The following is a 23,447-nucleotide window of genomic DNA, read 5'->3' as shown; positions in this document are numbered from 1 at the left end:
GTACTATGAGTTGAACAAATTCACGATAAAAAACGTAAGTTATGCCTATTTTTAAGGCACTTAAACCAAAAAGACGAAAAATGTATTGACTGTCTGCGAGGAATATTTATAATGCGACCCACAACGCAGGGCGATTAGCTCAGTTGGGAGAGCACCTCCCTTACAAGGAGGGGGTCACTGGTTCGAGACCGGTATCGCCCACCACTTTTTTAAGGACTTGCGTTGTAATGCTTAAACTAACGTGGGCGATTAGCTCAGTTGGGAGAGCACCTCCCTTACAAGGAGGGGGTCACTGGTTCGAGACCGGTATCGCCCACCACGCTTAGTTTGAGTTCCCTTTTTAACTTTTCACAAAGTTAAATCCGATAGCTAGAAATAGCATTCTATCGGGCGATTAGCTCAGTTGGGAGAGCACCTCCCTTACAAGGAGGGGGTCACTGGTTCGAGACCGGTATCGCCCACCACTATTATAACAAAATCACCTTTTAGGTTATATCAAACGTTCGAGTAGCTTTCAGTAGGCTATACATAGAGTATTTGAATTTATTTTATAGTAACCTGATTTATCAAACTATATTCCATTCGGAACTAGGATAATTTTCCATAATCCAGTACAATAACCCCATTTCATTCACTTAATTTAACGAAAATCTAGCTATGAGTACAAAATTTAACGTGAAAACCTTTCAAGGAATGATCCTTGCTTTACAAGAGTATTGGGCGAATCAAGGTTGTTGTATTGTTCAGCCTTTTGATATGGAAGTGGGAGCGGGAACTTCTCACCCAATGACAGCTTTGCGTGCTATTGGGCCTGAGCCAATGGCGTTTGCTTATGTGCAGCCATCACGCCGTCCAACCGATGGTCGATATGGCGAAAACCCAAACCGTTTACAACATTATTACCAATTCCAAGTGGTGATTAAACCTTCCCCAGATAATATTCAGGAACTTTATCTTGGCTCGCTCAAAATGCTTGGCTTTGATCCCACCCAACACGATATTCGCTTCGTGGAAGATAACTGGGAAAACCCAACGCTAGGCGCGTGGGGCTTAGGTTGGGAAGTGTGGCTAAATGGTATGGAAGTTACGCAGTTCACTTATTTCCAACAAGTGGGCGGCTTGGAATGTAAGCCCGTTACAGGTGAAGTAACTTACGGCTTGGAACGCTTGGCGATGTATATTCAAGGCGTGGATAGCGTGTATGACTTAGTTTGGTCAGACGGCCCTCTTGGCAAAACCACCTACGGCGATGTGTTCCACCAAAACGAAGTAGAACAATCCACGTACAACTTTGAATACGCCGATATTGATTTCTTATTCAAAGCCTTTGAGCAATATGAAAAAGAAGCACAAGAGTTATTAGCCCTAGAAAAACCATTGCCACTTCCTGCCTACGAACGCATTTTAAAAGCCGCACATAGCTTTAACTTGTTAGATGCTCGCAAAGCCATTTCTGTAACCGAACGCCAACGCTATATTTTGCGTATCCGTGCGTTAACTAAAGGTGTGGCAGAGGCGTATTATGCTAGCCGTGAAGCTTTAGGGTTTCCGGGGTGTAAAAAATAAAATCATTATAAATGAAATGATGAGGAGCTTGTATGTTAGTTAAAAAATTTTCAATCCCGTTATTAGCAGCTTTAATCTTATCTGCTTGTACGCAAATGGAGCGTTTTTCAACCGATAAAATTTTGCCTGATGCTCAGGGAACTAACACCGCTAACTTAAAGTTGACGACAAGTGTAAATCAGGTTTTTATTATTCCAAATTCAACCTGTATTTCATTATCTGACTCTGTTGTTGCTTTAAATAATCAATATCCAAAGCGTACTACGGAAGGTTGGACATTATGGAATGGCTGGTCAAAAGTGCCTTTTGAAGAAAATAAGGGTAAAACAATTGGAATGCACTCTTTATCATTAGATGATTTAGCCAAAAAATATAACTTCTATAATAAAACCTATATTTCTAATGAATATAAATTAGAGGCGGGTCAGCCTTATGTTATCTTTATGAAAAAAAGTGGAGAGCATATTCACTTGCTTGTTGATTCTGCGGAAAATGAATTTGCCTTTGGTTTAGTGTTTACGCCTGAGAAAAATAAAAATTATCAACTTATCGCAGATAAAACATCTCAAACTTTTACAACTTGGACGAGTGCAACAACAGCAAATAATAGTATAACCGATCACTTTTTATTTTATCTTCTAGATATTGATAGCAACCCACCTGAATTAATTAAGATTCAGCGTGCATATGGCTGTAAAAAATAAGTGCGGTCAATTTTTGAGGTGTTTTTTTATGAATAAACCGATTTTATTTTTCGCAGAAACCTGTCCTGACACCGCCCCTTTTGTGGCAGAGTTGAAACGCTTAAATGTGGATTACGAGTCAGTAGCAATTCTGTCTTCATTAGCCAATTTTAAACAATTTCTGCGTTTGCGTGATAAGTCAGCGGTGTTTGATAACGCCAAAGCAAATGGCTATGCGGGTATCCCCGCGTTATTATTGCCAAATGAGCAAGTGATCCTAAATGTCGATCAACTCAAAGATATTTTAGGCTAACATTAAGGTGGAAAAATGAAACTCTGGCATTCTAATACAAGCCCCTATGTTCGCAAGGTGATGGCGGTGATCAAGTATCATCAACTTGGTGATCAAATACAATTACAGACAATCCAATCGTCTTTTGATCCTCATTCGCCACATAACCAAGACAACCCGCTAGGTCGTGTTCCCACGTTACAACTGGATAATGGCGAATGGCTATATAACAGCCACGTTATTTGTGAATATCTCGATCATTTGGGTTCACAAAATCAGCCAGAGCGTCATTTATTGCCACGCAATAGCCAGCGTTGGAAAGTGTTGCAACTGCACGCCTTAACGGACGGCATTATGGAAAATACGTTGCCAATCATTTCGGAACGTTTACTTCGCCCTGAAAATGAATGGTGGACGGCTCGTCATAAGCAATTAACAGAACGTAATCTTCGTAGTTTTCAAGAATTGGAACGTTATCTTGCCCAATTTGGTGATGAACTCAATTTAGGCACGATCGCAGCAGTTTGCCTGATTGATTGGTATGTTTTACGCGGTGAAAAGCTCGGTATAAACCTTAATGAAATTGCACCGCACTTAGTAGAGTGGGCGATTAGGATGAATAAGAAGTATATGGAGCTACGGAAAACTCAGCCTAAATAATATGTGAAATCTGAAAGATTTTGATAAAGAAATAGGAAAAAGGTATGTCTAAAGTTTGGATGATAAGAAGTAAGGTTTATTCCTTATATGACCGTATTGATAGGGGATATCCTCGACTAGAGCTAATACAAGGCTTTTATCAGGAGATAAATACTATCTAGATGAAGTATCTGTTGACGGGCGTGAAGGTGTGAGTCAAATAGAGAGGAAAAGATTTTGGGTTATTTCCTACAAGTAATATAGGTAAAACGATGAAAATTAATCTTAAGACAGCGGTATCAAGGTTATTTCCTAATCATTCTTTTGAAATGATTTATATTGAAGCAATTGCAAATGCTCTTGATGCAAATGCGACGGATATAACTATTGATATTAACTATAAAGAGGGTAAATTTAACTCTTTTAAAATTATTGATAATGGAGTGGGTATTGATGAAGCAAGGTATCAAAGGTTTTCGAACCTGATGGACGCACAAGATGCATCTCATAAAGGACAGGGACGATTAGTTTATTTGCATTATTTTGATTGTATCAAATTTGAGAGTACTTATAGAAAAGAGAATGGCTTAGAAAGAATAATTTTTGATTTTACCTATAGCTTTGATGATTCTATGTATCAGAAGAATAGAATTTCTTCTGGTAATACTGGAACATATATTTCATTTCATAAGTTCTCTAAAGAAAGATTAGGTAGTAAAGAAAGTATAGCTTCAACAAATATTAAAGAAAATATTTTATCTGAATTTCTACCAGCGTTTCATAAAATGAAGGAAACTGGAAAAAATATTAAGATTAATATAAATACTAACATAGATGGTAACTTTTCTTATGAACGGATATCCATAGAAGATATTCCAAAATTTGAATGTATAGAGATAGAGTCGCATTACTTAAATAATATAAGTCCAAGATTATCTGAAAAATTAGCTTCCGATCTATTTAGAGAACCTTTATCTTTATTCTATTATATTGAAAAAACTTCAAGGAAAACATCTATTGTAACTTCATTTGCTATTGATAATAGAGCAACTAAAGTCTCTATTGTTGATAAAGAAAATTATGTAGATGGTTTTAATGCTGTATTTTTTCTATATTCAAAATGTTTTGATGGACAAGTTAATCCTACACGGCAAGAGTTAACAATTGATAAAAATGATCTGAAAGAAATAAAAAAAATATTTAAGAGTAAAATAAAAGATATTTTTAAAGAAAAAGTACCTAATTTTTGTAAATACCAAGAAAAACAAAGGAAAGATCTTAAAAACAAATATCCACATTTAACAGGTTATATCTCAGAAGATGATGTTGGATTTAGCTCTAAAAAAGATATACTTTATAGTGCCAGAGATAAGTTTTTTGAGGATCAGAAAGATATTTTAGAAAAAGAAAATCTTACTAATGATGATTATAAGAAAGCATTGGAGCTTTCATCAAGAAACCTTGCTGAATATATAATTTTTAGACAGAAACAAGTTGAAAAATTAAAATCTCTCAAAGGAGATGAGTTAGAAAAAGAGATTCATGATGTTATTTGTCCTAGAAAAGATAAGTCTGATAAAAATAATCTTAATATTTTCAGAAACAATGCTTGGATATTAGATGACCGATTTATGTCGTTTTATCGTTCATCTAGTGATATTACTTTAAAGAGAATATCTCAGCTAAATAAAGAATTTTTTGAAGTTGAATCACCTTCAGAGGAAAGGCCAGATTTTTTACTGTTATTTTCAAAGCCACAAGATGAAAATCTAAAAGGTGAGATCGATATTGTGATATTTGAGTTCAAAAAACTGAATTCAAATAAACATGAAAAACTTAAAGCGTCTTCAGAACTAGTTGAGTATGCAAGTGAGATAAAAGATTTAATAAATGAAGAGATTGCCGTGGGGAAAATATGGTTATATGCATTAGTTGATATTGACGATAAATTTAAAAGAACACTTCGAAATCAAGATTATAAATCTAGGTTCTCTATTCAAGGTGAAGTATGGTATAGATACTACAATGAATTAGGATTAGAAGTGTCTTATTTAGATTTTAATGCCTTAATTTCTGATGCAAATGCAAGAAATGAAACTTTTATTAGGATATTGAAAGACAATTTTTATAATGATTAAGAAAATAATATTTCACGAGAAAATCAACATGACAAAAACCTTCCTCGCCGAGATCGGCACTGAAGAGCTACCACCGAAAGCTCTGAAAAAATTAGCGGTGGCATTTAAAGACAATGTTGAGCAAGAGCTTATTCAAGCGGGTTTGGCGTTTGATACGGTTGAATGGTTTGCTAGCCCTCGCCGTTTAGCGGTGAAAGTGTTGGGGTTGGTAGAAGCACAACCGAGCAAAGAAGTGGAAAAACGTGGGCCTGCGGTTGCGGCAGCGTTTGACGCGGAGGGCAAGCCAACCAAAGCGGCAGAGGGCTGGGCGAGAGACTGTGGTATCAGCGTGGATCAAGCGGAGCGTTTGGTAACGGACAAAGGCGAATGGCTGGTGCATCGTGCCGTGATTGAGGGGCAGCCGACCAAAAATCTTCTGCTTGGCACTATCAGCAATGCCCTTGCGAAATTGCCAATTCCAAAAACAATGCGTTGGGGCGATAAAAGTGAGCAATTCGTCCGCCCTGTGCATACGGTAACGTTGCTGTTTGGCGATGAGCTGATTGAGGGCGACATTCTTGGCGTGGCGAGTGGTAGAACGATTCGTGGACACCGTTTCTTAGGTGAACAAGAATTTACCATTGAAAATGCCGATCAATATCCTGAGATTTTGGAGCAAAAAGGCAGCGTGATCGCCGATTTTGAGCGCCGTAAAGCGATTATTTTGGAAAATTCTCAACAAAAAGCCACCGCACTTGGCGGTGTGGCGGATATTGAAGAAAATCTGCTTGATGAAGTGACCGCATTGGTGGAGTTTCCAAATGTGCTAACGGCGAAGTTTGAAGAGCGTTTCCTTGCTGTGCCTGCGGAAGCCTTGGTTTACACAATGAAAGGCGATCAAAAATATTTCCCGATTTACGATAAAAACGGAAAATTATTACCGCACTTTATTTTCGTATCCAATATTAATCCGCAAGATCCCACGGCGATTATTGAAGGAAACGAAAAAGTGGTGCGTCCACGTTTAACGGACGCAGAATTTTTCTTCAAAACCGATTTAAAACAGCGTTTAGAAGACAACTTGCCACGCCTCAAAACCGTGTTATTCCAGCAACAACTCGGCACGCTATTTGATAAAACGGAGCGTATCGAAAAACTCAGTGGAAAAATTGCCGCACAAATTGGGGCGGACGTGGCGAAAGCCGAGCGTGCGGGCTTGCTGTCAAAATGCGATTTAATGACCAATATGGTGTTTGAATTTACTGACACGCAAGGCGTAATGGGAATGCACTATGCTCGCCACGACGGGGAAGATGAAGAAGTGGCAGTGGCATTGAATGAGCAATATATGCCACGTTTTGCGGGCGATGAATTGCCACATTCATTGGTTGCTTGTTCGGTGGCATTGGCGGATAAATTGGATACGCTAACGGGAATTTTCGGCATCGGTCAGCACCCGAAAGGGGATAAAGATCCGTTTGCTTTACGCCGTGCTGCATTAGGTGTGTTGCGTATCATCGTAGAGAAAAAATTGCCACTTGATTTAACGGATTTAGTGAAAAAATCCACCGCACTTTTTGGCGATAAATTAACAAACAGCAATGTGGTTGATGATGTGGTGGACTTTATGCTTGGTCGCTTCCGTGCGTGGTATCAAGAAGAAGGCATTGCGGTAGATGTCATTCAAGCGGTGCAGGCTCGCCGCCCTACTCGCCCAGCTGATTTTGATGCGCGTGTGCGTGCGGTGGCACATTTCCGTACCCTTGATGCAGCAGAAGCCTTAGCCGCTGCGAATAAGCGTGTGAGCAATATTTTAGCCAAAGCAGAAGACGAGATTGGTGAGATCCATTTAGATCGTTGTGTCGAGCCTGAAGAAAAAGCCTTGGCGGAAAGCGTGCTAGCGTTACAAAGCGAAGTACAACCGCTGATTGCCAAAGGCGACTATGTGGCGGTGTTGGATAAACTCGCCAACTTACGCCAACCGGTGGATAATTTCTTTGAGAAAGTGATGGTAAACGCGGAAGATCCACAACTTCGCCAAAACCGCTTAGCGATTTTGAAAACTTTACAAGGATTATTCTTGCAAGTGGCGGATATTTCCTTATTGCAATAGTTTCTCTTTTTAAGCCTAGCCCCGTTCTGCAAAGTGCGGGGCTTTTTTTGTAAATTTTTCTGAAAAAAGCACCGCACTTTAAATAATCTAGACACAAGATTTTCGCTACTTATTGAAATTACAGATAAGAAATAAAATTAATCCTGTCTTGTGAATGATTGCTAATGACTTTTCGCAATGGGTATTGGTTAAGATTTTGGTAAAACTGCTCGAGGGCATTGTCCAACAAATGCTTTAATTGGCATTGTGGTTGTAATCCACATTTAGGAGAAACGCAGTTTACCAACGGCTCATTGCCTTGAAAGGTGCGTAGCATCTCGCCTAAAGGCAAATCTAATGTGCTTTCCGCCAAACGAATACCGCCGCCTTTGCCACGACTGGTAATCAGCCATTGTTGTTTCGCCATAAAATGGACGATTTTGACCAGATGATTTTGTGAAAGGTGAAGCTGCTTGGCAAGGCTCGCGATTGTGTGCGTGCATTCCTGCTGACGCGCAAGATAGATCAGCACACGAAAACCATAATCAGTAAATTTATTAATTTGCATTGCAACTCCTTGGGTGGTGTATTGTAGTCTATTTCACCACTTCTCGCTAGATTATGGATTATTGATAAATTATTGCTTGCCAGCCTAGTATTAAAAATGTATTTTAAATACATCTTTAATAAACTAAAAGGACTTTCTATGTCATTAACAGCAAATCAAATTGAATTAGTGAAAGCCACAGTGCCAGTGCTACGCGAAAACGGTGTTGCGCTCACTTCTTATTTTTATAACAGAATGCTCACCAATCACCCTGAATTAAAACAAGTGTTTAACCTTGGACACCAACGCAGCGGTGCGCAAGCGCGTTCTTTAGCGAATGCGGTATTAGCTTATGCGGAAAATATTGAAAATCCAGCCGTGCTATTGCCAGCCGTTGAATTAATGGCGCATAAACACGTCAGTCTTGATATTCAAGCCCCTGATTATGCCATTGTGGGCAACAACTTACTTCATTCGATTAGTGAAGTATTGCAAATTTCAATGGACGATCCATTAATTGAAGCCTGGACCGCCGCCTACAATCAATTAGCGGATATTTTGATTAGCACAGAAAAAGCCATTTATGACGAACATCAGCAAACTAAAGGTAGCTGGTTAGGCTGGCGTAAATTCAAAATTGCTAAGAAAGTGGAAGAAAGCAGTGAAATTACCTCTTTCTATTTGCAGCCTGTTGATGGCGGTGATTTGCCAACTTATAAAGCAGGGCAATATATCTCGGTGCGTGTTTTCGTTCCAGAATTAGGCTTAAAACAGCCGCGTCAATATACCCTTTCTGATAATCCAAAATCAGACTATTTACGCATTTCAGTTAAACGTGAAGATCCAAAAGGTGAGCTAGCAGGCGGCTGGGTTTCTACCACCTTGCACGGGTTAAATGAGGGTGATGAAATTGAAGCCACTGCGCCAACAGGCAACTTCTTCTTAATTGATAGCCAAAAACCAAATGTGTTTATCAGTGGTGGCGTGGGCTTAACTCCTATGATTGCAATGCTTAACCAGTTAGTAGAACAAAATGTGCCTTCGCCTGTGAGCTTTATCCACGCTTGTCGTAATGCCGATGTACACGCAATGAAAGCGCACGTTGATGGGGTAAAAGCGCAATATCCAAATGTTAGCACCTTTACCGTTTATGAAGTGGAAGATGCGCAAGCAGATGCCACAGGGCGTTTAGATTTAAGCCAAATTCCAACCGCACTTTTACCGAAAGACGCGGATTACTACCTATGTGGCCCAATGGCATTTATGCAAGCACAGTATAAATCTTTAGTAGATTTAGGTGTGCCAGCAGAGCAGATCCATCTTGAGGCATTTAATACAGGTGGCGTTAAATTGGATTAATGCTTTCGCGCTAATATAAGAAAACAGGGTGGAATGGAATATTCAGCCCTGTTTTTAGTGAAACGTTAAGCCTGTTAGGTATGGCTTTAAAAAGTTTAACTCAACGAGAGAAAATTCTCACTATATATAGTAAATGCCATTGATAACCCAAATTCAAAATATGAAAAGCAAGTTATGGTAAGCAAATTCAATAATGATAGAAGCTTACCACATAATAAATGAAGGGGCTGTAGTAGATTAGCCCTAAATTTCACACCATTTTCGCAATATTTTTAACTGCTCTTTTGGTGTCCCAAAGTTAAACCGAAATTCACATTCCTTCAAGAATAAAGGAAAGTTTTTTCGGTTAATTCCATTATATTTTCGCAGTATCCGCTTCGCCTGATTCCAAAAATTTTCAATGCCATTAATATGATTTTGTTTCACCGCAAATAGCTCGGAATGATTGATTCATTCGTGGTGAAATTCACTCACATCAAGCGCATCATAACTGCGATAAGTGTCCGTATAAACCCAGCTATCAGGCTTGATTTTTCTTTTAATAACAGGGAGTAATGTTTCACTCTTGGTGTTTTCAACCACAACAGTAAATACCTTTCCTTGTCGTTTTAGTAACCCAAAAACAGCAACTTTTCCAGCCGCTCCTCGTCCTCGTCCTCGTTTTCCCTTTCGATGACCACCAAAATAGCTTTCGTCTAGTTCAATTTCCCCCTCAAAAATCTCGTTAACTTCAAGGGATAAATGATAGCCAATCACAAGCCTGATTTTATGGTAGAACAAAGCGGCTGTATTCGGTTGAATATCTAGCAAATTTGCTGCCGTTCTTGCAGTAACTTCTGCGATAAAAAACTCCAGCAGTTTTTTCTGTATAGATTTCTTTAATTTACAATATGTTATCTTCATTTTTGTAGTATAGCATTGTTGCTAATCTACTACAGCCCCAAGATATATTATTGCCTTCTGAATATGCTTATCAAACTATAAATTCATTTAAAGATTTTTTTACTGGCGTGCAAAGAGATAAACGGAAGAGTTTGATTAGTAGAATTGTTAAATTTATTTTGAAGCACTAATTTTTTATTAGCGGTTTTTTACTGTTTATTTTAAAAGCTAAGATATTGTTTTTATATCTTAGCTTTTTATTATAAAGAGTTATTAGTTATGTTTAATTAAAATAACTCTTGAGGTGCCGAAGTATCGATGTTTTCACTTTCTGGCGAGGAGAGTTCTGCTGGAATATAATATCCTCTTTCTTCTATATAGGTTTTCTTTGGTTCGGTGTCTTTGATGAAATACTCTTTTTTCCCTCCTTCTTTTGCTAGGAGACCTGAAGAGGTATCTATGTTCCTTTCTACAATATTTGGAGGAATAGGTAAGTTTCGTATAGGAATATTTTGTAATGCAATTTTCATATAATTAATCCAAGCTGGCATTGCTGTTTGTGCTCCTGCTTCTCCTCTCCCTAGATCTCGTTTATTATCATCAAATCCCACATAGATAGTTGTTGTTATATTGGCTCCAAAACCGGCATACCAAGCGACTTTAGCATTATTAGTTGTACCAGTTTTCCCACCAATATCTTGTCGTTTAATTTGTTGTGCCATTCTCCAGCTTGTTCCTTGCCAATTTAAACCAGGTTCTCCATAAATTGCTGTATTTAATGCACTACGGATTAAAAAGGCGAGTTCACCACTAATTATTCTAGGAGCATATTGTGTTTGCGTGTTGTCTGTTTTAGCTTCGGCCCTAAAATCTAGGGTATCCTCATCGAGTATTTGCGATTTAAGATCTAATTCCGGAATGAGATCTGTTTGCTCGTTGAGTTCTTCTGTACTAGATGAATAGTCTGGGTTAACTAACTCGATATTTTTAAAGCCATCTAGTTTTTCAGTTTCACCATAAATTGTTGGGATATCATCACAGCTTATACAAGCTATTTTAGGAGAAGCTATAAATATTTCCTTTCCTGAATTATCCAGTATTTTTTCAATTAAATAAGGATTGATTAAAAAGCCTCCGTTGTCAAATACTGCATAAGCTCTTGCCATTTCAAGAGGCGTGAATGAAGCTGCTCCTAAGGCTAATGCCTCACTAGCAAAATATTGATCGCGTTTAAAGCCAAAACGTTGCAGAAAGTCTGCTGTAAAATCGATCCCAGCCATTTGAATGGCTCGAATTGCAATCATATTTTTTGATAGACCTAGCCCTACGCGTAAACGCATAGGACCATCAAATTTATTTGGCGAATTTTTGGGAGTCCAAGGCTTTTGTCCCGCTTTTTGAATAATTATGGGAGCATCTGGTAATACACTGGATAATGTTAATCCTTTTTCAAGTGCTGCGGCATAAATAAAAGGTTTAATGGAGGAACCAACCTGTACAAGTGATTGTGTTGCTCTATTAAATTTACTTAGATCAAAACTGAATCCTCCAACAATCGCTTTAATTGCACCATTATCGCTATTTAATGATACTAATGCTGAATTTGCTTCAGGAATTTGTGACAGTACCCATTTCCCATTGTCGTCTTGTCGTAGCCAAATTTGTTCTCCTACAGTAGGTTGTTTTTTTCCTGCCCAACGTACTGATGAGGGTGGAAGCGTATAGTTATGCCCGTTACTTAATAGCACTTTTATTTCGGCTTTATTTTTTTCTATGACTACGGCAGGTACTAAAGGCGAAACATCTGGTAGTTTTTTTAACTCATCAATGATTTTTTCATTATTCCAAGGATCAGAGTTAGGCTCCCATAATGTTGTTCCACCACGATACCCGTGTCTCATATCATAAGTAAGTAGATTATTCCTTAGTGCTTTTTGTGCAGCTTCTTGGTCAGTAGAAAGTATAGTTGTATAAACTTTATATCCACTAGTATAAGCATTTTCTTCTCCAAAACGTTTAACCATTTCTTGGCGAACCATTTCGGTAACATAATCTGCTCTAAAATCTAACTGTGTTCCGTGATATTGGGCAATAATAGGTTCTTTTAGAGCTTGCTCATATTCTTTTGGACCAATATATTTCATTTCTAACATTCTATTTAGTACGATATTACGTCTTGCCGTAGCTCGTTTTAAAGAATAAATAGGATTCATTGTTGATGGAGCTTTAGGGAGTCCCGCAATTACAGCGATTTCTGATAATGTAAGTTGGTCAAGAGGTTTTCCAAAGTATGTTTTAGCGGCAGCTGCGACTCCATAGGCACGGTAGCCTAAATAGATTTTATTTAAATATAGCTCTAATATTTCATTTTTACTCAAGGTATTCTCAATTTCTATTGCTAGGATAGCTTCCTTGGCTTTACGGATGAGGCTTTTTTCTGGTGTTAGGAAAAAGTTTTTTGCAAGTTGCTGGGTAATTGTACTTGCACCTTGAGAGGCCCCTCCTTTTGTGATTGCAATAGTAATCGCACGCATTATTCCAATAGGATCTAATCCGTGATGTTCATAAAAGCGACTATCTTCTGTTGCAATAACGGCCTCAATCAGTTTTGAAGGGATTTGATTCAGCGGTACTGGAATTCGTCTTTGTTCTCCAATTTCTCCAATAAGTTTTCCATCAGCAGTATAAATTTGCATAGGCTGTTGTAACTCTACTGTTTTTAAGGAGTTTACATCAGGTAAGTCAGATTTCAGTTGAAAGTAAAAAATAGCAGCTATGGTGAAACCCAAAATACTGACAGTGAGTAGGCTACTGAAAATTAATTTTGCGATCCGCATCGAAAAATTCTCTCTTAGTTCGTGAAATGTTACATAAAATCAGAAAAACTTAAAACTCAAGGAGTTTAGGTTTGTACTTCCTTAATGTGTAAGTATAAAGAGTCATTAAAAAAATCTAAAGCTAAATATATCGAGAAAACGGAAGATTAGGAAAAATAATGTTAAAAATAAAAAGTTCTTGTAAGAAACAGCTGCAAATTGGTGTCTGGAAAGGTATCAGAACTTATGATTTTGTCTGGTTTGATGAGGAAAATCGTCCTCGCTTTTGTGTAATTGAGAATGATATTTCGTTTGAGCGTTTGAAACCTAATTTGTTAGTTGGTGAATGTAATTATTCATTAAAAACTTTGAAATTTGTGGCATCTATTACATCGCAATATACTTGGGTAAAAACATTGTTGCTTCCTCATTCTCTAACTATTTCTGAATATGAACAGCAATGCCGTTTCTTATTGTCTCAAGAATTACCTATTATTATCGATGATATTTGGTTTGATTATCAAGTAGAACAGCTAAAAGAAGGTGTTAAATTAACTGTGTATGCGGTTAAAAAAAAGATAGCCGAAGATTATCTTAAGATATATCAGCCTTTATCTATTCAAGTTTTAGATTGTATCTCAAATACTGTAATTAGAGCGTTTCATTATTTTATTGATTATAAAATAGAGAAAAAATCACTGTTTTTTTATCAAGATGAAGTCTATGTGTTTATTATTAATCCTAATACAAATCAAATCCAAACTATACATAAAACAAAGATTTCACTTACCACTTTGTATGAGAAATTTTGTCAACGTTATTCATTTGATTGTGATCAAGTTTATTATTATTCTTCGTTAAATAATACACAAGAATATTCTCCAGATTGGATTAGAATAAATACAGATATTCCATTTATAGCATTAGGAAATGCATTATGGAAGTAATTATTTCTAATAATATAAAGGAGTAGATAGTGGGCGTAAATTTATTACCTTGGAGACAAAAGCAATATTATGAGAACTTAAGGAGGTTTATTTTTATTCTTATTGTTTGTTTATTATTTGAAGGGGGATTAATTATAATAACATCTGATATATATCAAAATGAACAACATATATTACAAAATAATAATGAGAGATATCAATCTATTTTACAGGATATTCAACAGGTTAAAGAAAAAATTTCATTATTGCGTAAAGATCATAGATATCAGGATGAAGAATATGTATTAGAAAACACTGAAATTAAGAATTTTTTGTCTTTTTTACATAGCTTACCTTTAGAGCAAGGCGAGTTAACCTCAATTAATCTAACGAAGAGAAATCTCATTTTGAAAGGAGAAGTTATATCACAAGAAGAATTTATAGCTTTGCAAAAAACACTGATGAATAGTAATCTCTTTAAATATAGTAAGTTAACAAAATTTGAGCCAAAAGGCACACGAATTTTTTTTGAGTTTAATTTTAATAATAATGGATATGAATAATAAGTTTTTTGAGAATAGAAATAATTTAATAGGAAGATTTTTTAACTTGAGAAGAGGAAAGCAATATCTTATTTTATTATTTATATTATTAATACCTTTTTGTTTTATTTTTATAGAGTATCAAAAGGTATATTGGGATAATATTCAACTAAGTTTGCAAATTAAGCAGGAAGAGGAAGAATTACTTTTTCAGAAACGTATATTAAATAGCTTACAGCAAGCAACACAAAAAGCGTTTACGCCTGAAGTAACTAATAATATTTCTAAAGTTAACGAAAGTTTAGAATACCTTTTATCTAACTTGCAAGTTAAGAATAGTCAATGGAGCTTATATCAAGATCCTTACATTGATCTTCAGTTGATGGGGAATTTTACCGAATTGACAGATTTTTTGACAGAATTTTTATATGAAAATCCTCAAATGTATTTATTACACTTTATTATTTATAAGGATATTAATAAAACTCTTACAGCAGAATTTAAGTTTAAATTAATAATTGATGAGGTTAAATAATGAAAAAGCTAATTCTATTTTTATTTTTTGTTAGTTATACAGTATTCGGTCAAGATCCTTTTGATAGAACTAGACGAGGTATCAAGAGTGATACATCTACAATCAATAATAGTTATTCTTGTTCTTCCAGTCATCGTATTTTTGCAGAAAATACAGCATTTCAGCTGCTAAAATTGATTGGAGTTATTGAATTTAAAAATGAAAAAAATGTTATGTTTCTCGATCAAGAGAAAAAAATTATGATGTTAAGAGTAAATGATATTTTCACCCAAGAAAAATTACGGATTGAGGAAATATCCTTAAGTAAGGTAAAAATATTTGATTGTATTCAATCTAAGATTATGTATTTAGATGTATAGGAGAAATAATGAAGTTACCAAATATAATAAAGAATATTCTTTTATTTTTTCTTATTCTATCCTATCCATTTAGACAGGTTAATGCAAGTGACGAAAATAATACATTCTCTGTTCATTTAAAGCAAGCTCCATTAGTAGATACTGTACAATATTTAGCTGGGTATCAAAAAATCAATTTAGTCATAGATGATGAATTGTCTGGTTCAATATCTTTGCAATTGCAAAATACAACATTACTTCAATTATTAAAATCTATCGCTGAAATAAAACATTTGCGGTTTTGGGAAAATAATGGGATATATTATTTAAGTCAGTCGCAAGCAACTAATCAAGAAAATGTAGTGTTAAATTCATCAACAGACATAGCAACATCAGCAGATATGTTAATAACTTCAATAAAGTTGCACTATGCCAAAGCATCCGAGGTAATGAAAGCCCTCACTTCAGGGAATGGATCTTTATTAACAGCAAATGGAAGTATAAGTTTTGATGAACGCAATAATTTACTCATTATCCAAGATGAAGCTAAAAAAATAAAACAAATTAGGAAATTGGTAGCGGATATGGATAAACCTATTCAGCAAATTATTATTGAAGCTCGTATTGTCACAATTAGCGATGAAAGTTTAAAAGAATTGGGCGTTAGATGGGGAATTTTTTCTCCCTCAGATATAAGCCATAGCGTTTCTGGAAGCTTAAATGCAAATGGATTCTCAAATATTACGGATAATCTAAATATTAATTTTGCGACGAGTTCAAATCCTGCAGGTTCGGTAGCTTTGCAAGTAGCTAAAATTAATGGAAGGTTATTAGATTTAGAGTTGACAGCATTAGAAAGAGAAAATAACGTTGAAATTATTGCGAGTCCACGATTATTGACTACGAATAAGAAAAGTGCAAGTATCAAGCAAGGTACAGAAATCCCCTATGTAGTGAATAATGGAAAAAATGATACGCAGTCTATTGAATTCCGAGAAGCTGTACTTGGGCTTGAAGTTACACCTCATTTATTAAAGCATAACGGTATTTTACTTGATCTTGTTGTTAGCCAGAATGCACCTGGAGGACGGGTATCTTATGGAGAAAATGAGGTGATTTCTATTGATAAACAGGAAATTAATACGCAAGTCTTTGCACAAGACGGCGAAACAATTGTATTGGGCGGAATTTTCCACGATACGATTACTAAAGCACTTGATAAAGTACCAATTTTAGGAGACATACCTGGAATAAAAAGGCTATTTAGTAAGGAAGTCGAGAGACATCAAAAGAGGGAACTCGTTATTTTTGTTACACCACGCTTAATTCGTAGTGGTACAGTAGAGGAATGATATAGTGAGATGGATGTAGTAAGGCATTCAACAAAAGTATATTATTTTTGAATATTTTACAGAAATCTCGCAAATAAATCTCTTTGAAGGTTGAAATCGGTGGGCATTTATTGCGATAATCGCACTTATTTTTTGGGTGATCTTTTAACAACCATAATGAAGATTTGTGGTTGTCTTTTTATTTATCGGAAAGATCAATAATTTTAAATTTTGTTAAAGAAGAACAACGAAAAATGGCAGAAAAACGTAATATTTTCTTAGTTGGTCCAATGGGAGCTGGGAAAAGCACAATTGGTCGTCAGTTAGCACAATTATTGGGAATGGATTTTATTGATACCGATGCTGAAATTGAACAGCGTGCGGGGGCGGATATCAGCTGGATCTTTGATGTGGAGGGAGAAGAAGGCTTCCGTAAACGTGAAGAGCGTATTATTAATGAATTAACGCAGAAACAGGGTATCGTGCTTTCCACTGGCGGTGGTGCGGTGATGTCGAAAGAAAACCGTAATCATCTTTCTGCTCGCGGTATTGTGATTTACCTTGAAACCACAGTAGATAAGCAGTTTGAACGGACACAGCGTGATAAAAAACGCCCGTTATTGCAAGATGTGGAAGATCCGCGTCAAGTGCTTGAAGAATTGTCGAAAATCCGCAATCCACTTTATCAAGAAGTGGCAGATATTACCTTGCCAACCGATGCTCAAAGTGCAAAGGTAATGGCAAATCAAATTGTTGATTTAATTGAGAATATCAACGGTTAATTAAAAAGGAAAAACAATGTTGTGCGTAAATGTTGAATTAAAAGATCGTCGTTATCCTATTTATATTGGTGCGGGATTGCTTTTTCAGCCCGATGTGTATCCCCTTAACGCGGGCGATAAGGGGATGATCGTAACCAATCCAACGATTGCACAACATTACCTTGCTCCTGTAAGTGAAACCCTTGCTCAATTAGGCTGCCTTGTCGATCACGTATTGCTGCCTGACGGTGAGCAATACAAAAATTTGGATTCCCTAAACCTAATTTTTACCGCACTTTTAGAAAAAAAACACGGTCGCGATACCACCATTATCGCATTAGGTGGCGGGGTAATTGGTGATGTGGCAGGTTACGCGGCGGCAAGTTATCAACGTGGTGTGCGTTTTATCCAAATTCCAACCACATTGCTTGCACAAGTAGATTCCTCTGTGGGCGGTAAAACAGCGGTGAATCACCCGTTGGGTAAAAATATGATTGGGGCGTTTTATCAGCCTTGTACGGTGATTGTTGATACGCTCACCTTAAACACCTTGCCAAAACGTGAAGTCAATGCGGGCTTGGCAGAAGTGATTAAATACGGGGCGATTTTGGATTATTCTTTCTTTGAATGGCTTGAACAGCACATTGATGAATTGGTTGCTCTTGAGCAAGCTCCGTTACAGCAATGTATCGCTCGTTGTTGTCAAATCAAAGCCGATGTAGTCGTCCGCGATGAAACAGAAAAAGGCGATCGTGCCTTATTGAATTTAGGGCATACTTTCGGACACGCCATTGAAACCCATTTAGGCTATGGCAAATGGTTGCACGGTGAGGCAGTGGCTGCGGGGTCAATGATGGCTGCGGCACTGTCTGAAATGCTGGGTGATTTGTCTGTGCAAGAAGTTGGGCGTTTGGAAAAACTCTTCGCTCGTGCCAATTTGCCGACAGTTTCCCCTGATACAATGCGGCCTGAAGATTACCTACCGCATATGATGCGTGATAAAAAAGTGCTAGCTGGCAAATTACGCCTTGTTTTACTGAAATCTTTAGGGCAAGCCTATGTTGCTAGTGATAGCGATAAAGATCTTGTGCTTGCTGCCATTGCTCGTTGCACGCAAATTGACTAATCTCAATGTCCCCTAATGCTACAATTTTCCCTCAACAAAAATACCGCCCTTTTTTAAAATGGGCGGGTGGGAAATTTCGCCTTACAGATCAAATCAATAAATTGTTTCCGAAGAAAAAACAATGTCTTATTGAACCTTTTGTGGGAGCGGGAGCGGTTTTTCTTAATAGTCAATTTGAGCGGTATATTTTGGTCGATATTAATGCTGATTTGATTAATCTCTTTAATACAGTAAAACAAGATGTCAATTTGTATATTGAGGCCGCAAAAAGTGTCTTTTTTCACCCTCAGGCAAATACCGCTGAGTATTATTATGCCCGCCGAACCCAGTTCAATCAATCCACCAACAACTTTGAACGCTCGGTTTTATTTTTATATTTAAACCGCTTTGGTTTCAATGGATTATGTCGCTATAACAGCCAAAATGAATTTAATGTGCCTTTTGGAAGCTATAAAACCCATTATTTTCCAGAAGCTGAACTACGCTATTTTTCCTATAAAGCACAAAGTGCGGTGTTTATTTGTGCTGATTTTCACGAGGCTTTCAAATTCGCCGATGAAAACTCGGTGATTTATTGCGATCCGCCTTATGCCCCCCTCAAACAGGAAACCAATTTCACCAGCTATTCAGGCAATGAATTTTCTTTAGCTCATCAGCAAACTTTGGCGGAATTGGCACAGCGTACGGCAAATGAACAGCAAATTTCAGTGCTGATTTCCAATCACGACACCAAATTCACTCGCCAAATTTATCAAGGGGCGAAAATTAAACGCTTAAAAGTGCAACGCTCCATTAGTCAAGCGTCTCATAAACGGATTAAAGTCAATGAGCTGATTGCCACGTTTAACGGCAAAAATTCGCCTGTGCTTAGCGAAGCAAGGCAGGATTCACTTTAAAATTTAGTTGCTGAATCTGCGGTTGGAATTGCTGAATTTGAGCTAATAATTCTTGTTGTTTGAATAATAGCCCTTGTCGTACCATTGCATTGGCAACTTCAATAACAAGGCTATTTTTAGCGATATTGGCAACCCGATAAAACCCTTTAAACTGGCTAGGAAATAACCGCTCTAACTGTTCATTTAACTGCTGTAACAAAATGCCTTTTTGCATAATTTTGCCAAGGCTCGAATTTTCTAGCACATCTTGCACATTCGTGGGTTTACTGTATCGCATTGCTTGTTTTCTGCTTTTTTGACCTAATATTACGGATATGAAAAAGACATTGTAGTGATTTTCCGTTACAATAACAGCAATTTTTACTTTAACCTCAGCGAAAAATGATTTCATCGAAAAGCCCCCAGCATTTTTGGTCGCAACTCATACTCAGTATGATTGCAATCTTTGCCTTGCCTCAAGCACAGGGCTTAAACAATGCAAACTTTGCTGATGAAAATTATGTGAAACAGTCGCGTCAGCTCGCTATTCAGCAGAGCCAACAACAAAGCCAGCAGAAACAGCAAATTCAATCGCAGTTTGTCTTAAATAACAGGCAAATCCCTGCGGTAAAAATTCGACTAAAAAACATACCGCACTTTTTATCAACCCTAAACGCTCACGCCATTATCATTCGGGCAGGGCCTTTCGCCTAACCCCATTCATCGGCAGAAAATGCCCCCTCTTCTCAGTTTCAGGCGAGCCTGAAATAATGTATAACTTATTAGTATTGAAAGAAAAAATATGTTTGGAACAATTTTTACAAAAATTTTTGGCAGTCGTAATGACCGCATTTTACGCCGTTTAAATAAACAAGTGGTAAAAATCAACAAAATGGAAGCCGAGTTTGAGGCCTTGAGCGATGAACAGCTACAAAGCAAAACGGCAGAGTTTCGTGAGCGTCTGAAAAACGGAGAACGCCTTGATAACCTGTTACCAGAGGCCTTCGCCACAGTGCGAGAAGCGAGCAAACGTGTACTGGGTATGCGTCATTTTGACGTGCAACTTATCGGCGGAATGGTGCTAAACAACCGTTGCATCGCTGAAATGCGGACGGGGGAAGGGAAAACCTTAACCGCCACCCTACCTTGTTATCTCAATGCCTTAACGGGCAAAGGGGTTCACGTGGTTACGGTGAATGATTACCTTGCACGCCGCGATGCGGAAATTAACCGCCCGCTCTTTGAATTTTTAGGAATGACCGTCGGCGTGAATATTCCAGGGCTTTCTGGCGAAGAAAAACGAGCCGCCTATGCCGCCGACATTACTTATGCCACAAACAGCGAGCTGGGTTTCGATTATCTGCGTGATAACCTTGCACATTCTGCACAAGATCGCTTCCAAAAAGAATTATATTACGCATTGGTCGATGAAGTGGATTCCATTTTGATCGATGAAGCAAGAACGCCATTGATCATTTCAGGGCCTGCGGAAGACAGCTCTGAACTGTATATCGCGGTGGATAAATTAATTCCTCATTTAATCAAACAAGATAAAGAGGACACGGAAGAATACCAAGGCGATGGCGATTACACGCTGGATCTGAAAACCAAGCAGGCTTACCTCACCGAACGGGGGCAAGAAAAAATTGAGCAACTGCTCATTCAACAAGGGTTAATGCAAGAAAGCGAATCCCTGTATTCTCCAGCCAAAATCAGCTTATTACATCACGTTAATTCGGCATTGCGGGCACATACCTTATTTGAGCGTGATGTGGATTACATCGTGAAAGACGGTGAGATCGTGATCGTTGATGAGCATACGGGACGTACAATGGCAGGCCGCCGCTGGTCTGACGGCTTGCACCAAGCCATTGAAGCTAAAGAGGGCGTGCAAATTCAAAATGAAAACCAAACTGTCGCTTCCATCACCTATCAAAACTATTTCCGTTTATATGAAAAACTGGCGGGAATGACCGGAACGGCAGATACAGAAGCCTTTGAATTTCAACAAATTTATGGTTTAGAAACCATTGTGATCCCAACCAATCGCCCGATGATTCGCGATGATCGCACGGATTTAATGTTTGAAAATGAGCAATACAAATTTGAAGCGATCATTGAAGAAATCAAAGATTGCATTGCACGCAACCAACCTGTGTTAGTGGGAACGGCGTCAATTGAAAAATCAGAATTGCTTTCCCAACTGCTCACCCAAGCGGGCATCAAACATAATGTGTTAAATGCAAAATTCCACGCCCAAGAGGCGGAAATTATCGCAAATGCGGGCTACCCGGGGGCAGTTACCATCGCAACCAATATGGCAGGTCGCGGTACTGACATCGTACTCGGCGGTAACTGGAAAGCAGAAGTGGCAAAATTGGATAACCCAAGTGAAGCCCAAATTGAAGAAATCAAAGCCAAATGGCAGGAACGCCAAGATATTGTGAAACAAGCGGGCGGCTTGCACATTATCGGCACAGAACGCCACGAATCTCGCCGTATTGATAACCAGCTTCGCGGGCGTTCAGGTCGTCAAGGTGACCCAGGTTCATCACGCTTCTACTTATCTTTAGACGATGCCTTAATGCGAATTTACCTCAACGAGGGTAAATTGAATATGATGCGTAAAGCCTTCAGCACACCGGGTGAAGCAATGGAATCCAAATTGCTCACCAAAGTGATTGCCTCCGCTCAAGCCAAAGTGGAAGCCCATAACTTTGACGGGCGTAAAAATCTGCTCGAATTTGACGATGTTGCCAATGATCAACGCCACGCCATTTACGAGCAACGTAACGCGTTATTAGACAATGATGAAATTTCCGAAACCATCAATGTAATTCGTCAAGATGTCTTTAATCGTGTGATTGATCAGTATATTCCACCGCACTCACTGGAAGAAATGTGGGATATTCTAGGGCTAGAATTACGTTTACAACAAGACTTCGCATTAAATCTTCCGCTCGCTCAGTGGCTTGAGGAAAATAACACGCTCCACGAAGAAGCCTTGCGTGAACGGATTATTCAAGCTGCGGAAGAAGAATATCAACGTAAAGAAGCACTGGTTGGCAAAGAGCCAATGCAACACTTTGAAAAAGGCGTGATGTTACAAACCCTTGATGAGCTTTGGAAAGAGCATTTAGCGGCGATGGATCACTTGCGTCGCGGGATTCACCTCCGTGGTTACGCACAAAAAGATCCAAAACAAGAGTACAAAAAAGAATCTTTCCAAATGTTTACGGATATGTTGGAAGCCTTAAAACTCAGCGTCATTACCACGCTGAGTCGCGTACAAATTCGCACTCAAGAAGAAATTGAGCAAGCGGAAAAATTACAGCAAGAAATCGCGGCTCGCGAGCAGGCTCAAATGCAATATAACAATGCGAAAAATGAAGGTGAGGGAGAGGATTTAGACAATCCTTCTCGTAAAATTGGACGCAACGAGCCTTGCCCTTGCGGCTCTGGCAAAAAATACAAACATTGCCACGGCAGCCGTGCTAAACAAGTCTAATTCACGCAATCGATAAAGAGCGGTCGAAATTTGACCCTATTTTTCACCGCTCTTTTCGTCATAGGGGAAACAAAATGAGCAAACCCATCATACAAGTTGCGGCGGGTATTATTCGTAACGAATTTGGGCAAATTTATCTCACTCAACGCCTTGAGGGGCAGGATTTTGCCCAATCGTTAGAATTTCCTGGAGGCAAAGTGGATAAAGGGGAAACGCCAGAACAAGCGTTGGCACGAGAGTTGGAAGAGGAAATCGGCATTCATCTGCTCAATGCAACATTGTTTGAGCGTTTTGTCTTTGAATACCCAACCAAAATTATTCAATTCCATTTTTATCTTGTAGAACAATGGGTTGGAGAACCTTTTGGTCGCGAGGGGCAAGAAGGAATGTGGATCGCTCAGTCTGAACTTGATGCTAGCCAATTCCCTCCAGCAAATGCGAAACTTATTCAGCGTTTATTAGCGGAATGAGATAATTATTTATGTAAGAATATATAGCAAAACACCGCACTT

General features: G+C 38.1%; 21 protein-coding genes, 3 tRNA genes and 1 pseudogene. 21 read left to right on the top strand and 4 right to left on the bottom strand.

Annotated elements, in window-relative coordinates; all coding sequences use genetic code 11:
* Positions 1-128: 128 nt before the first annotated feature.
* From DXZ23_RS12390 to glyS, 9 genes are all read left to right on the top strand, one after another.
* Positions 129-204: transfer RNA gene (locus DXZ23_RS12390), tRNA-Val, on the top strand.
* A 39-nt stretch (positions 205-243) separates the two neighbouring features.
* A tRNA-Val gene (locus DXZ23_RS12385) sits at positions 244-319 on the top strand.
* A gap of 69 nt (positions 320-388) precedes the next feature.
* Positions 389-464 (top strand) — tRNA-Val (locus DXZ23_RS12380).
* Between the two features lie 193 nt (positions 465-657).
* Complete coding sequence (gene glyQ, locus DXZ23_RS12375; RefSeq protein WP_017806840.1) at positions 658-1,566, top strand: glycine--tRNA ligase subunit alpha; 909 nt, start codon at positions 658-660, stop codon at positions 1,564-1,566.
* Between the two features lie 32 nt (positions 1,567-1,598).
* Positions 1,599-2,270: a hypothetical protein gene (locus tag DXZ23_RS12370; RefSeq protein WP_021723806.1), complete on the top strand. Its 672-nt coding sequence runs from the start codon at positions 1,599-1,601 to the stop codon at positions 2,268-2,270.
* 28 nt (positions 2,271-2,298) lie between these two features.
* Positions 2,299-2,562: a hypothetical protein gene (locus tag DXZ23_RS12365; protein WP_017806837.1), complete on the top strand. Its 264-nt coding sequence runs from the start codon at positions 2,299-2,301 to the stop codon at positions 2,560-2,562.
* Positions 2,563-2,577: 15 nt separating this feature from the next.
* Positions 2,578-3,201 carry a glutathione S-transferase N-terminal domain-containing protein gene (locus DXZ23_RS12360; protein ID WP_017806836.1) on the top strand — a complete coding sequence of 208 codons (624 nt, stop codon included), beginning with the start codon at positions 2,578-2,580 and terminating at the stop codon, positions 3,199-3,201.
* Between the two features lie 251 nt (positions 3,202-3,452).
* The gene (locus DXZ23_RS12355; RefSeq protein WP_017806835.1) at positions 3,453-5,318 is read left to right on the top strand and encodes an ATP-binding protein; all 1,866 of its coding nucleotides are present in this window, start codon (positions 3,453-3,455) and stop codon (positions 5,316-5,318) included.
* A gap of 28 nt (positions 5,319-5,346) precedes the next feature.
* Entirely contained in the window at positions 5,347-7,410 is a 2,064-nt protein-coding gene (gene glyS, locus DXZ23_RS12350) for a glycine--tRNA ligase subunit beta (protein ID WP_017806834.1), read from the top strand.
* Between the two features lie 118 nt (positions 7,411-7,528).
* Here the strand turns inward: glyS and DXZ23_RS12345 are convergent, their stop codons facing one another.
* Complete coding sequence (locus DXZ23_RS12345) at positions 7,529-7,957, bottom strand: RrF2 family transcriptional regulator (protein WP_017806833.1); 429 nt, start codon at positions 7,955-7,957, stop codon at positions 7,529-7,531.
* Between the two features lie 138 nt (positions 7,958-8,095).
* On the opposite strand from DXZ23_RS12345, the gene hmpA reads away from it, so the two are divergent.
* Positions 8,096-9,295 carry an NO-inducible flavohemoprotein gene (gene hmpA, locus DXZ23_RS12340; protein WP_021723803.1) on the top strand — a complete coding sequence of 400 codons (1,200 nt, stop codon included), beginning with the start codon at positions 8,096-8,098 and terminating at the stop codon, positions 9,293-9,295.
* 243 nt (positions 9,296-9,538) lie between these two features.
* On the opposite strand, the pseudogene DXZ23_RS12335 reads toward hmpA, so the two are convergent.
* Both DXZ23_RS12335 and DXZ23_RS12330 read right to left on the bottom strand, forming a co-directional pair.
* Positions 9,539-10,198 (bottom strand): annotated as a pseudogene (locus tag DXZ23_RS12335) (IS1595 family transposase).
* 266 nt (positions 10,199-10,464) lie between these two features.
* Complete coding sequence (locus DXZ23_RS12330) at positions 10,465-13,014, bottom strand: penicillin-binding protein 1A (RefSeq protein ID WP_021723802.1); 2,550 nt, start codon at positions 13,012-13,014, stop codon at positions 10,465-10,467.
* Between the two features lie 158 nt (positions 13,015-13,172).
* On the opposite strand from DXZ23_RS12330, the gene DXZ23_RS12325 reads away from it, so the two are divergent.
* The 8 genes from DXZ23_RS12325 (at position 13,173) to DXZ23_RS12290 (ending at position 19,448) form a co-directional block, all read left to right on the top strand.
* Complete coding sequence (locus DXZ23_RS12325) at positions 13,173-13,940, top strand: type IV pilus biogenesis protein PilM (protein WP_017806831.1); 768 nt, start codon at positions 13,173-13,175, stop codon at positions 13,938-13,940.
* Between the two features lie 29 nt (positions 13,941-13,969).
* Positions 13,970-14,482: a PilN domain-containing protein gene (locus tag DXZ23_RS12320; protein WP_017806830.1), complete on the top strand. Its 513-nt coding sequence runs from the start codon at positions 13,970-13,972 to the stop codon at positions 14,480-14,482.
* On the top strand, positions 14,469-14,996 hold the full coding sequence (locus DXZ23_RS12315; protein WP_017806829.1) for a hypothetical protein: 528 nt from the start codon (positions 14,469-14,471) through the stop codon (positions 14,994-14,996). Before DXZ23_RS12320 ends, DXZ23_RS12315 begins: the two co-directional genes overlap by 14 nt.
* Positions 14,996-15,355, top strand: coding sequence for a hypothetical protein (locus DXZ23_RS12310; protein ID WP_017806828.1), 360 nt, complete (start codon positions 14,996-14,998; stop codon positions 15,353-15,355). The genes DXZ23_RS12315 and DXZ23_RS12310 overlap by 1 nt, the downstream gene beginning before the upstream one ends.
* 8 nt (positions 15,356-15,363) lie before the next feature.
* Positions 15,364-16,686, top strand: coding sequence for a type IV pilus secretin PilQ (locus tag DXZ23_RS12305; protein ID WP_017806827.1), 1,323 nt, complete (start codon positions 15,364-15,366; stop codon positions 16,684-16,686).
* Positions 16,687-16,886: 200 nt separating this feature from the next.
* The gene (gene aroK, locus DXZ23_RS12300) at positions 16,887-17,447 is read left to right on the top strand and encodes a shikimate kinase AroK (protein ID WP_277986766.1); all 561 of its coding nucleotides are present in this window, start codon (positions 16,887-16,889) and stop codon (positions 17,445-17,447) included.
* Between the two features lie 16 nt (positions 17,448-17,463).
* On the top strand, positions 17,464-18,552 hold the full coding sequence (gene aroB, locus DXZ23_RS12295; RefSeq protein ID WP_021723800.1) for a 3-dehydroquinate synthase: 1,089 nt from the start codon (positions 17,464-17,466) through the stop codon (positions 18,550-18,552).
* Between the two features lie 5 nt (positions 18,553-18,557).
* Positions 18,558-19,448: a Dam family site-specific DNA-(adenine-N6)-methyltransferase gene (locus DXZ23_RS12290; RefSeq protein ID WP_017806825.1), complete on the top strand. Its 891-nt coding sequence runs from the start codon at positions 18,558-18,560 to the stop codon at positions 19,446-19,448.
* On the opposite strand, the gene DXZ23_RS12285 is transcribed toward DXZ23_RS12290, so the two are convergent.
* Positions 19,420-19,725: a DciA family protein gene (locus tag DXZ23_RS12285; RefSeq protein ID WP_026138578.1), complete on the bottom strand. Its 306-nt coding sequence runs from the start codon at positions 19,723-19,725 to the stop codon at positions 19,420-19,422. The two genes, DXZ23_RS12290 and DXZ23_RS12285, sit on opposite strands and share 29 nt — an antisense overlap.
* A gap of 104 nt (positions 19,726-19,829) precedes the next feature.
* On the opposite strand from DXZ23_RS12285, the gene secM reads away from it, so the two are divergent.
* The 3 genes from secM to mutT all read left to right on the top strand — a co-directional run bounded on the left by secM (position 19,830) and on the right by mutT (position 23,405).
* A complete protein-coding gene (gene secM / locus DXZ23_RS12280; protein ID WP_026138577.1) occupies positions 19,830-20,141 on the top strand; it encodes a secA translation cis-regulator SecM in 312 nt (103 codons plus the stop codon).
* Between the two features lie 88 nt (positions 20,142-20,229).
* Positions 20,230-22,935: a preprotein translocase subunit SecA gene (secA, locus tag DXZ23_RS12275; RefSeq protein ID WP_017806822.1), complete on the top strand. Its 2,706-nt coding sequence runs from the start codon at positions 20,230-20,232 to the stop codon at positions 22,933-22,935.
* 74 nt (positions 22,936-23,009) lie between these two features.
* Positions 23,010-23,405 carry an 8-oxo-dGTP diphosphatase MutT gene (gene mutT / locus DXZ23_RS12270; RefSeq protein WP_017806821.1) on the top strand — a complete coding sequence of 132 codons (396 nt, stop codon included), beginning with the start codon at positions 23,010-23,012 and terminating at the stop codon, positions 23,403-23,405.
* Positions 23,406-23,447: the final 42 nt, after the last annotated feature.

The sequence above is a fragment of the Avibacterium paragallinarum genome, assembly GCF_900450705.1.
GTDB classification, from domain to species: Bacteria; Pseudomonadota; Gammaproteobacteria; order Enterobacterales; family Pasteurellaceae; genus Avibacterium; species Avibacterium paragallinarum.
This window is presented reverse-complemented; position numbering and strand designations above follow the sequence as displayed.

Coding starts and splice junctions, on each gene's coding strand:
- glyQ (WP_017806840.1), top strand. CDS start 658: ATGAGTACAAAATTTAACGTGAAAACCTTTCAAGGAATGATCCTTGCT.
- DXZ23_RS12370 (WP_021723806.1), top strand. CDS start 1,599: ATGTTAGTTAAAAAATTTTCAATCCCGTTATTAGCAGCTTTAATCTTA.
- DXZ23_RS12365 (WP_017806837.1), top strand. CDS start 2,299: ATGAATAAACCGATTTTATTTTTCGCAGAAACCTGTCCTGACACCGCC.
- DXZ23_RS12360 (WP_017806836.1), top strand. CDS start 2,578: ATGAAACTCTGGCATTCTAATACAAGCCCCTATGTTCGCAAGGTGATG.
- DXZ23_RS12355 (WP_017806835.1), top strand. CDS start 3,453: ATGAAAATTAATCTTAAGACAGCGGTATCAAGGTTATTTCCTAATCAT.
- glyS (WP_017806834.1), top strand. CDS start 5,347: ATGACAAAAACCTTCCTCGCCGAGATCGGCACTGAAGAGCTACCACCG.
- DXZ23_RS12345 (WP_017806833.1), bottom strand. CDS start 7,957: ATGCAAATTAATAAATTTACTGATTATGGTTTTCGTGTGCTGATCTAT.
- hmpA (WP_021723803.1), top strand. CDS start 8,096: ATGTCATTAACAGCAAATCAAATTGAATTAGTGAAAGCCACAGTGCCA.
- DXZ23_RS12330 (WP_021723802.1), bottom strand. CDS start 13,014: ATGCGGATCGCAAAATTAATTTTCAGTAGCCTACTCACTGTCAGTATT.
- DXZ23_RS12325 (WP_017806831.1), top strand. CDS start 13,173: ATGTTAAAAATAAAAAGTTCTTGTAAGAAACAGCTGCAAATTGGTGTC.
- DXZ23_RS12315 (WP_017806829.1), top strand. CDS start 14,469: ATGGATATGAATAATAAGTTTTTTGAGAATAGAAATAATTTAATAGGA.
- DXZ23_RS12310 (WP_017806828.1), top strand. CDS start 14,996: ATGAAAAAGCTAATTCTATTTTTATTTTTTGTTAGTTATACAGTATTC.
- DXZ23_RS12305 (WP_017806827.1), top strand. CDS start 15,364: ATGAAGTTACCAAATATAATAAAGAATATTCTTTTATTTTTTCTTATT.
- aroB (WP_021723800.1), top strand. CDS start 17,464: ATGTTGTGCGTAAATGTTGAATTAAAAGATCGTCGTTATCCTATTTAT.
- DXZ23_RS12290 (WP_017806825.1), top strand. CDS start 18,558: ATGTCCCCTAATGCTACAATTTTCCCTCAACAAAAATACCGCCCTTTT.
- DXZ23_RS12285 (WP_026138578.1), bottom strand. CDS start 19,725: ATGCGATACAGTAAACCCACGAATGTGCAAGATGTGCTAGAAAATTCG.
- secM (WP_026138577.1), top strand. CDS start 19,830: ATGATTTCATCGAAAAGCCCCCAGCATTTTTGGTCGCAACTCATACTC.
- secA (WP_017806822.1), top strand. CDS start 20,230: ATGTTTGGAACAATTTTTACAAAAATTTTTGGCAGTCGTAATGACCGC.
- mutT (WP_017806821.1), top strand. CDS start 23,010: ATGAGCAAACCCATCATACAAGTTGCGGCGGGTATTATTCGTAACGAA.